5 protein-coding genes and 1 pseudogene are annotated in these 10,770 nt (G+C 40.7%); 2 read left to right on the forward strand and 4 right to left on the reverse strand.

Annotated features, from left to right (window positions below):
* Positions 1-14: 14 nt before the first annotated feature.
* Entirely contained in the window at positions 15-2,099 is a 2,085-nt protein-coding gene (locus tag H5162_RS15360; RefSeq protein ID WP_182734689.1) for a pectinesterase family protein, read from the reverse strand.
* 64 nt (positions 2,100-2,163) lie between these two features.
* A complete protein-coding gene (locus tag H5162_RS15365) occupies positions 2,164-3,075 on the reverse strand; it encodes a pectinesterase family protein (protein ID WP_310736435.1) in 912 nt (303 codons plus the stop codon).
* Positions 3,076-3,643: 568 nt separating this feature from the next.
* Here H5162_RS15365 and H5162_RS15370 point away from each other — a divergent pair.
* On the forward strand, positions 3,644-6,361 hold the full coding sequence (locus H5162_RS15370) for a TonB-dependent receptor (RefSeq protein ID WP_145241265.1): 2,718 nt from the start codon (positions 3,644-3,646) through the stop codon (positions 6,359-6,361).
* A gap of 1,181 nt (positions 6,362-7,542) precedes the next feature.
* Here the strand turns inward: H5162_RS15370 and H5162_RS15375 are convergent.
* Entirely contained in the window at positions 7,543-7,989 is a 447-nt protein-coding gene (locus tag H5162_RS15375) for a DUF6326 family protein (RefSeq protein ID WP_182759582.1), read from the reverse strand.
* A 136-nt stretch (positions 7,990-8,125) separates the two neighbouring features.
* Between H5162_RS15375 and H5162_RS15380 the strand changes: the two are divergent.
* Positions 8,126-9,347: pseudogene (locus tag H5162_RS15380) on the forward strand (IS110 family transposase).
* Between the two features lie 518 nt (positions 9,348-9,865).
* Here H5162_RS15380 and H5162_RS15385 read toward each other — a convergent pair.
* A complete protein-coding gene (locus H5162_RS15385; protein ID WP_182778920.1) occupies positions 9,866-10,261 on the reverse strand; it encodes a hypothetical protein in 396 nt (131 codons plus the stop codon).
* Positions 10,262-10,770 lie beyond the last annotated feature (509 nt).

Raw genomic sequence — 10,770 nt, forward strand, 5'->3', positions numbered from 1 at the left:
CCTCAATAGAGGCGTTAGCGAGGGTTTTCCTCTACCAAAACCTTATTGAGAAACGACGCAAGTACGCTGCGCATTTCGTCTACCCAAGGGTGAAATAGCCAAAAGGTGTGCGGTGTATCGGGTATGGTATACACTTGTTGATGGACGTTGTTTTTAATTAGCTGCGCTACAAAAGCATCTCTGCCAACATGAAAACGGTCATGGGAAGAGTTAATAAATAATGTTGCTGGAGTATGTTTACTTAAATATTCTACCGGCGAAACCGCATGCCAACGTTTTGGCTCTTGTGCATAACGCCCACCTAACCAAAGCGCCGCATAAGAAATCTTTCCAGGTTTATCTTCAAACATCCTCGCCGCTGTTGAGGTTAAATCAGCCACGCCGTCAATGTTCACGATTGCTTGCACTGCTTCGTAAGGCGATTTTGTATCGTGATTGGTACTCATGGCCCCGAATAACGTGGCCATATGAGCCCCAGAAGACGCCCCTAACACCGCGATTTTTTTGGTATCTATCATATATAATTTATGATGTTGTTTTAGCCACTTAATCGCATCGTTGATATCTGCCATTGCAGCTGGATAGAGCGCCATTTTAGAGGTTCTATATTCGACACTTACCGCCACAAAACCTTGGCCAGCTAACCAGCGTGCCGTTGGCGTTTGATGAGACTTGTTACCAGTCCTCCATCCGCCGCCATGGATCATTACGACCAACGGTTTAGCCTGCTCTGCTTTATTAGGATAAAATAAGTCAAGGTGCAGCGTTGAACCATCCACCGTTTTGTAAGCTAAGTTGTAATGTTCACTGATAGACTGTGCTGTTTGCTCGATATTTTCCGGTTTGTTTATCGGACTAATAAAAGGAAACTGTTTCTTGTTTTTTCGATACTCACTTTCAATGGTGTACTCAGCCATTTCACCACTGAGTGAACTGACAACCTCACGCGTCGATACCTGCTGTATTGCTTGTTGAATACGGGGAGATTGATACCATTCACCCAAGATATTTTCCCAAGTAAAAGATGCTGCTTTACTCTCATTTAGCTGTCTTCTATTCGTTGTTATAAATGCCCCAGGACCGGAAGAATTGTACTCAAAAAAACGAGCATCTTCTGCACGAAACACCTTTTTCCCACCGGCTCTAGCTGTTCCTTCCATTGGATGCCAAGCTTCTTGTTGAATATGCGCTCCCATCCAAGTATCTATAAATACTGTTTGTCCTATTGCATTAGGATCTGCATACCTTCCATCAGGGAATGTAGTTGTAGGATGCCAAGGTCTTCCTAACCCCATACTATTGTCTTGCACCCCTTCCTCTGCGCTAAGAGCACAATCAATAAAAACCAGACCAAATGCTTGCTCAATATTAGTACTTGGTGCAGTAATAAAACCTATGGGTAACTGTTTGTTAGGTCTAGCCCGAGTCACTATGTTCGACTTATAAAAAACGGCGGCTCCGCCCCCAAAAATAAAGTCAACATGACCACTTATGGTATTATTGATAAATAAAGATCTCCCTGCTTTCGTGTAAAGAGTATCTTGATATCCACTGATTTTTACATGATTAAACAATGCTTTATCACTACCATAGTCGGTCAATACAGCCACTGCTTGTAGACCTGATACACGTTTTGGATCCTCGTTACTCAGCGCATCGTAATACGCAAAGTCAAAGGTGTTCTCAATATGCAAGTTTTCAACACTAAAATTGGGTGATTTAATAGTTAACGTGGCTGAGTTTGATGTTCCTAGGTTGCCACCATTTACTGTTGCTTTTCCTGAATAGTCATCAAAATATAATCGAGTAGTATCAGCCCCTGCACCTGATAACGTAATAAAAGGTTTGTTAATAACGAGTTTTTCATAATAGTCACCAGAGGCTATTTTAATAATATAGGGCTGAGATAAATTATTAGGTGCTTGCTCAATAGCTTGTGCAATGGTGGCAAAAGCGTGTTCATTGTTTTTATCAACAATTGCATCAACTCGTGGTGATACGAGTTCATTCGCAGATAAGCTTTGACATATAAGTCCAAAGAAAAATAATAAGCCCTGAATAGTACCGCTTATTGTTTTTAACCGACCATGTAACTGCATGTGAAGTTTTCCTTACATAGTAAAAATAGCATGTTTAAAGTAGGCCTGTGGCGAGTAAGTAAGATCATTTTTTACTAACTATATTTGGCTGCCAGCCACGCATCACGTTTTTAATGGTGTAGTCTTGCGCTTCGACTTGACTCAGTTGATGCGCCCAAGCCACTCGCTTAATACTATTAGTCCCCTGCCCTGAGTTATTAAACTCAGCATAAAAAACGGTTTCCTGTTTACTAACATCCCCCCAATTTTGCCAACCTTCAGGAGCAATATGCTGACCTAAGTCAGAGTTAATGAACACAGTTTTAGCGTGGTGTCTCCAAGGACGGCCAAGATAAACTTTATCAACAGCAGCACTGGCAGTTAGCTTCACACGATTAAACACAAATCCAAACGCCTGATTTTTAGGGGTAGAAGCAGCTGTAATATAAGAGTTACTGAGTGACTTAACTTCACAGTCTTCGAACATTGCTGTGCCTTCACCAAAAATAAAGTCTGTGGTGCCTTCGATATAACAATCTTTGAAATACGAGCGAAACCCTTCGCCAGCTAGGTACAAGGAATCTTGATGGCCTTTGATAGCTACGTTATTTATGCTTACTCGATCAGCCTCGATATGCAAAGCAACAGCCTGCCCAACCGCGCCTGCACTATTAATAATAGTCAAATTTTGGGCGCTAAAGTCATTCCCTCGCACCATTAATGTATATGTGTGAAAGGTACTATTTCGACCTAAATTTATCTTATTAAAATGGTCGCCATAGGTAATAATTGTATTTTCTTTACTTTCACCTATTAGTTTTATTCGTGTATTCCATGAGTAAACTTCTACCTTTTCTGCATAAACGCCATTTTTAACGAAAATACTTATGTCATGCCAAGGGTAAGTTTTACTTGCATTGATTGCTGCCTGAATGGAAGTAAAATCGCCCGTACCATCTTTGGAGACTACCATCTTTGTGGCGTACTCTTGAGCCACTACCGATCGCGCCCCAAATGATACAAGAAACAATGTAATTAAAAGCGCTAAAGGACTTGTTCTTTTGTTTTTTGTAATCACTGTCGTAACCACCCTTTTATTATTGATATCACAATCGCTCTCATCTTATGGGGACAGCAACTGAACACCTGTAGCCATAACTTCTACATAGCAGTCACAGTTTGCAACATAGCTGATTATCTGTGAACGAAGTTAGCATGTAACGCAATTCCAACTAATTGGACTGGTATTTATCCAAAAAATCTTCTTCAATACTTATTTCTAACAAATTATGCTACCGGTGGCAAATTTATTTAAATATCATTCCCTAAAAAAATCATCGTGTTATTTTTTACAAAAATAAAGCTCGCAGATCTAACGATACAAATCATACATTATATTAACAAACAACTTGACACCAAACTGCCACCGGTGGCAACCTAATAAAAATAAATTTTATTAGTGGTAACTTATGTAAACAAAGTAACAGCATCTCTACTTTTAATTTAACGCGCTACCTTATCAAATAGTGCGCAATTTAATCTTTCTTTGTTCCAAGGAAGCAATAATGAAACTAACACACACATTTATAAAAAGCTTAATTGCTACTAACGTGCTTGCCGCCCTTACCGTAAGTTCATTCTTTAGTAACGCTCAAGAATCTCAACCAGCAGCATCTGAGGATGTTGAGGTCATTGAAGTAAAAGGCTTTCGTGGTTCTTTAATTAAAGCCTTAGAAGCCAAACGAGATGCAGCTAATACTCGTGAGTCAATTATGGCTGAAGATATTGGTAAGTTTCCAGACTTGAATGTGGCAGAAGCCATTCAGCGAGTTCCTGGAGTGGCAATATCGCGCGAAGGTGGTGAAGGTCGTAATATTGTTCTACGAGGTTTTAGCCCGGGTTTTACCCGAACTACGCTTAACGGTATGGAAGTACCCGCAGGAAGTGATGGTCTCGATTCTGGCGGCGTAACTGTTAACAATAGTCGAGCCTTTGACTTCCATGTATTTGCATCAGAGCTTTTCAACCGTATAGATATTCAAAAAACGCAAACAGCCTCGATTGAAGAAGGTGGTATTGCTGGTACAGTCGATATGTACTCTGCACGCCCTTTTGATAACCCCGGCTTCAATTCGACCCTGTCACTTAAAGGTGGCTATAATGATTTAACCAGTGAAGTTGACCCTAGGTTTGCTTTCTTAGCCAGTAATACATTTGCTGATAATACCTTTGGTGCACTTTTTTCGGTTGCAGTATCAGATAGAAGTGTACGTCAAGAAGGCTTTGGCAGCGTGCGCTGGGAGCCAACAAATCGAATTGGTAATGGCACATGGGGTGACACTTCTGGGCTATCGACCATCAACGGAACGCCTAGTAATTACTGTGGTGCTGAAGAAGCTATATCCTGTTTATGGGTACCTCGGTTACCGCGGGCTGATTTTTTCGGGAATGAGCAAAAACGTATTGGGGTTACCGGTTCTTTGCAATATAAGCCTAATGACGACATGTTATTCACATTGGATATATTGCATTCTGAGTTAGAAAATGATCGCAGAAACTACAACTCTATGGAGTGGCTAGTTAATCGTGGTGCTCCGGGTGATTTCCAAGGTCAAAGCCCCGTTTCGTTTACGGTCGATGAGTCGGGTAAAGTCCTTATTGCTGGCAGTTTTGAAAATGTCACCTCATGGTACGAAAGCCGATACCAGGTGTCAGATTCGATATTTGACCAGTATGTGTTATCTGGCGATATTCAACTTAATGATCGCTGGTCGCTTGACCTTATGGCTGGTATGGCTAAAAACGACGCTGACAGAGAAGAAATTCGTTATTACTACCGATCGGTTCCCCACTTCTACTCCTATGATTACAGCAGTGGAAATGCAGCGACAGTAGATTATGGCGATTACGATACGACCGATCCTAATAACTACCTTGATGCAGTCAATGCCTCTAATCGTAGTGACGATGTTAAAAAATCAAATACCACAGTGAAACTGGATCTCGCTTATGCCGGAGATAGCTTTGATATAAAAACCGGACTTGCCTTTAATGACAGAGAAGTAGAATATAGAACGGCAGATGGTGACTTTACTCCCTTTGACCCTTCAAAATATACAACCCCATTTCCGTATTCGGATTTTGGTAAAGGCTTAGATGGCGCTACTTTGGCTCCTTTTCTTGTTGCTGACTTTGATAAGCTAGAGGCCGACGGTATTCTTACTCATAATTATACCAATAATGCAGCTCAAGGCTGGGTGGTAGGTGAGAAAACACAAGCCCTTTACCTTGAATTAAACAGTGATCATGAAATTGGTGACATGTATCTTCGTACTAACTTTGGCGTGCGCTATGTCAACACTGAGGTCACTTCTGAAGCCATTATAAACAATAGTCCTTTGTCGGTTACGCGCGATTACAATAACTTCTTACCATCGATGAATTTAGCACTTGAAGTCACCGATGATATAGTGACTCGTTTTGCTTATGCTCGCAGCATGACTCGCCCAAGTCTAGGTAGTTTAAATATTGCTTCACCGCAGTTTGGGTATACGACTTTTACTGTAGGTAACTTAGGTAATCCTGGACTGAACCCTTATGAATCAAATGATGTTGACCTGAGTGTTGAATGGTATTTCGCAGAAGAAGCTGTTGTTGCTTTTAATGTTTTTAATAAAGACATAGTGACCTCTCTTGATACTGAAGAAGTAGAAAAACTGGTAGACGAAGAGTTTTGGCCATCTATTTACGCTGATCCTCAGTATATAGCCACAGCCCCCCTAGGTGACCCCGCATCGCAAACCTATACACACCGCATACCAGTCAATAATAACGACGGCTATAGCGTGACTGGTTATGAGCTGATGTATCAACAACCCTTTATCTTTTTAGACGGTTGGCTGTCTAACTTTGGTGTGGTTGCTAACTTCACACATGTAAGCGCACAAGACTCTACAGGCTTGTCACCCAATTCTTATAATGCAACATTGTATTATGATGAAGAAAACTATGGCGCTCGTATATCATTAAACAAACGCGATGATTACCTACTTCAAGAGCCAGCCGGAAACGGCCATGCTCAAGAGCGTAAGTTTGGTCCGACTCATGTAGACGTATCTGCATTTTATAATGTGAATGAAAACATTTCGCTTTCACTGGAAATTATTAATTTAACAGACGAAGTTGAACGCATATATGGTACCGGAGACGGAGATCTCAACTTAACGAGAGAATACAGCCATACCGGTACACAATACTTTATCGGCGCAAGTTATACATTTTAGTAAACTGCAACGAATCAGTGTCTATTTGAACTGATAAAAAAGCCCGCAGATACATAAAATATGCGGGCTTTTTTGTATCTAGCTTTTATGTAATGTTTGTAAAAACCCATTAAAGATATGCAAAAAAGTAGGCTGCAATGAGATCGCAATAATCGATTACTGAGTAACGCGCCTATATGTGTTTGCCGTAAGCTACTTGCTTAACAGCCACATCGACAAACGAAGTAAATGAATTTGTTGATTGATTTAGAATTGACCGTCACTGAATAAAAACGCTCAAAGAAAATACTAGTGCCTATTGACCGAGTTAAGGCTCATATGTGTTAAGTTGCACCCACTTAGCAAGTTGCAGCATTTTGTGCACAAGTTTTCTTTATACCTAACTCTTCGTGAAAATGCGCTGTGACACTAAAAGTTAATACAAAAATAATAAAACCCAACAACCAGCAATTACACTCTTTTAGTTTAAATTTACCACGCCAAAAAGCTGTTATGAAAATGACGAAATTTCTAAAAGTGAAGATAAATGTGATAAGTAGGAACACAAAAATGATAATTCCAGCTGTACTCATAATTTTCCAGTGCAACTAACGAGCCTGTAGAATAACTCGTTTTTAATTTATTTTTATTGATGCATTAACCATAGCTGAGTTCCTATTTTGATTCAATCGACAACTGACTTTTACGTAAAATATAAAAAGAGGATTTGCTGTTTCTTTAATGGGCGTTTTGGAAGGGATTGCAGGTGTTTAAGTGGCTTATTTGGAGAGGTAGCAGCTTACCTTTATTAATGCATCGTGTTTTGCAGCTTTTCTATATTATGAACTAAGCAATATAGTTGCCGCAGTATGAAGTGAAAGCATTCACTTTCGTTTGACTGCGTAAGGTCAATTTATTCAGCGAAATTGATTGGAATGAATTTATTTTGGCAAGATAAGTCAGGCTTGACTCCTTACCTAATGAAAGAGCCATAACAATTTACAGTGGGTGAATAATATCTATTAGCTCACAGTAACCAACTCGATTCAAGGTTAAAAAACAATCAAGTCAATTGTGTAGAACCAGTTCCTAAAAAGAGTAATCCTACAACCTCAACGCCCGCTTAAGCGGAAAAACATAGTTGGTTAAAATGTTGAACGGAGTGAAAACAACCAACTGTATTTTTCCGTTTGAGGCGTTTGTTATGCATTACTTACGACTGACTGTTCAGTTTTAGGCCATTTCCACGCGTACAAGATTATTGCTATTGATACCAGAATTTCTATAGCAGTAAAAAACAAATAATAAGCCCATGTCTCTTCTAGGTTGACGCTAATAAGGAGAACTATATAGCACATAGCTAATATTATATTTAACCAACGGTTGACTCTAGGCTTTAGAGCTAACGTAAAAAATATCATAACACTGGGGATCGCCATGAGTAATGCAACAGCAAAAAGTTCTAGTTGAGTATCAGCTGCCACGACTTTTAATTCCATCGTTTGAGCTAATACACCTGGAACATGAAGCTGTATATAATCACCATATACATAGCAAAACATAACAACTACCCAAAGAGCAGAAATTTTCAGCTTTACGTTTATTTGGAAATCTTGAAAGACACCTGCTGTACTTGTAACTGAACTCATTTAAAACTCCGTTTTATCGGTAATGTATAGACATAATGACTCCCACACGGTGTTAGCCTCCGCTTTTCGTGGGTTAGCTTAATTCAAAGCCAAAGCCATAATTAGTTTGTCTATTAACTAAACAGCAGAGGCTAACATGAATAAACATAGCATACTTTTTATCGGACTTGATACACATAAAGAATTCAATGAAGTCGCCTATATTGAAGAACATAGAGGTGCACAACCTGTTCACCTTGGTCGATTTTCTTCTTCCAAAGTTGCCGTTCAAAAGCTTGTTCGTCAGTTTGAATCTAAATACCCTGACGCAACGCTACACTTTGTTTATGAAGCAGGCCCTTGTGGTTATTATTCGTATCGTCCCTGATACTCACTAAAGCCCGCTACGCGGTTCAAATTTATTCCCTATAAATTTGTGGATTTACAGATTAATCACAAGCCTTGGCCATTGCTGCTATGTGGTTGCCCCGTCTCTTATTCCTAAAAAACCCGGTGAGAAGATTAAAACCGATAAACGTGATGCCCTTAAGCTCGCTAAATTACTTAAATCTGAAGATTTAACACCTATCTATGTTCCCGAGCCTGAAGATGAAGCTGTACGTGATTTATCTCGCGCACGCGAAGTAGCCATGAAAGATTTAAAAGATGCTAAATATCAATTAAAAGCACTGCTGCTTCGTAATAATATTAATTACAAAGGCACTGCAAATTGGTCACAAAAACATTTACGTTGGCTCACTGAGCTTGTGCTTCCACACCCAGCACAGCACATCGTCTTACAAGAGTTTTTACAAACAATTACCGAGCGAATAAGCCGACTTGAACGATTAGATAATGAACTTACACATCACGTCCATCAATGGCGTTATTATCCCGTTGTTAAAGCAATACAAGCAATGCGAGGTGTTCGTTTGTTGGTCGCCACCGGTGTTGTTGCTGAGCTTGGCGATTTAACGCGCTTCGATCATCCCCGTAAATTAATGAGTTATCTCGGTCTTGTACCCAGTGAACACTCGAGTGGTGGCAAACGCCATATTGGCGCTATCACAAAATGCGGAAATGGCCGAGCAAGACGCCTCCTTGTTGAAGGCGCGCACACTTATCGCTATGCAGCAAATATATCGACAGATATGCAAAAACGACAAGAAGGTTTATCAAAGGACATTATTGATATTGCGTGGAAAGCACAACTTAGGCTCTGCAAGCGCTATAAAAAAATGATAGCCAAAGGGAAACACTACAACCTGGTTGTCACCGCAATTGCCCGAGAAATGATTGCGTACATATGGGCCATTGCTAAAGAAGTGGTGCTTACGCCAGTGAATACAAAACTTAGATTGGCAAGAGTACCCGCATGATAAACGAATTAGAGTTAATGCATGGGATCAAGCATCGGGTGTGGCACAACCACCGACGGCGTTGCCTACATGGATGTAGGTAAGGGGCGTGAGCAGGACGCGGAAGCTTTAGGATGGCAATGCAGCTAACGCTGCATTGAACCACGAACATAGACTGAAGACAGGTGCCACGACGAAATAAGTAAGGTCTGCTCTGTTACTAGAAATAGTAATAACCAACGACAAAATTGTCAGGAACAATTTTGAACAGCGCAGCTGATTCACGAAAGGCAGGACGCCTGTAGTCATATCAGCAAGATAACCGACGAAATTACTTGCTTCATCCTATGTATTAACTCGCTCTAATTCGAGCTGAAGTAATTATGGCTTAAAAAGTTAGGCAAGGATCTGTGTGTTTAACTTGACAGTGGGAGTCATACCAACGCCATACATATGGGGCGGCTGAAACGTAGCGAGGAACGAGCGAAGTGTAAGCCGTCCCAGCCACGCAGTGGCGACATAATATGCTTGTTAGTGGCTTATGCAATCTGCACCTCTTTGAAATTTGGATTGTTTTCAAATAGCTCTTTGAAAAATACAAAACAGCTATCAGATGCCGTCATTTTGTTCTTACCGAGAAGAACTTCCATGAAGCTACTGGATTTGTCCACTTGAAACACCCACTCTAGCTCCCCGACGGGCTCTTCGCCTTCCTCAACATGAGCGCAAGAACCGATAAGGTACGTGTTCCCTCCATATTGCAACTCACTGTACCAGCCCCAATCTTCTGCATCTGGCTTGGTAATATTTAGCTCTCCTTTGAGCTCTTCCTTCAACCACTCCAATAACGATATTCCATATATTGGATTGATGGCGTTTTCCCTTTCTTTTGAAACGTCAAACATCGACGTTTTAAAGTGGATAGCTTGATTCATAACTTTCCTTAGCCACTAACGCCAGCTTTGGGGCGGGCCACGCAGTGGACCGTCCCAGCAGCCGAAGGCTGCGACAACAGCGCCTTGTTAAGTGGCCTATGCCAGATGGTCGGGATACTCAACTACTTCCCCTATAAAAGTGCTGAAAACCGAGTGATTTATCCGATCGTAGGCCTCGCGCTTTGCACTATATTCAGCGAGTAGGTCACTAAGATCATCTGACCAATCAATTTGAGCCTCTGCATGTGGGCACTTACGAGCCTCAGCCCAAAATAACCGCTCGCCTCTCTCGGACTCTATCTGAATCTCAAAGGATGCGAGAACTCCATCATCTTTATCTTTCGACACCAGCAATATATTTAGGATTTTTAGCATTGCGCTTGCCACTTAACGAGGCTGTAGAATAACTCGTTTTTAATTTATTTTTATTGATGCATTAACCATAGCCGAGTTCCTATTTTGATTCAATCGGTTACTTCGATTTTACGTAAAATATAAAAAGAGGATTT

The organism is Pseudoalteromonas sp. SR41-8, assembly GCF_014163915.1.
In the GTDB taxonomy this organism is placed as follows: Bacteria; Pseudomonadota; Gammaproteobacteria; order Enterobacterales; family Alteromonadaceae; genus Pseudoalteromonas; species Pseudoalteromonas rhizosphaerae.

Excerpts from the sequence above, each read along its gene's own strand:
- H5162_RS15360 (WP_182734689.1), bottom strand. The coding sequence starts at position 2,099 with ATGCAGTTACATGGTCGGTTAAAAACAATAAGCGGTACTATTCAGGGC.
- H5162_RS15370 (WP_145241265.1), top strand. The coding sequence starts at position 3,644 with ATGAAACTAACACACACATTTATAAAAAGCTTAATTGCTACTAACGTG.
- H5162_RS15375 (WP_182759582.1), bottom strand. The coding sequence starts at position 7,989 with ATGAGTTCAGTTACAAGTACAGCAGGTGTCTTTCAAGATTTCCAAATA.
- H5162_RS15385 (WP_182778920.1), bottom strand. The coding sequence starts at position 10,261 with ATGAATCAAGCTATCCACTTTAAAACGTCGATGTTTGACGTTTCAAAA.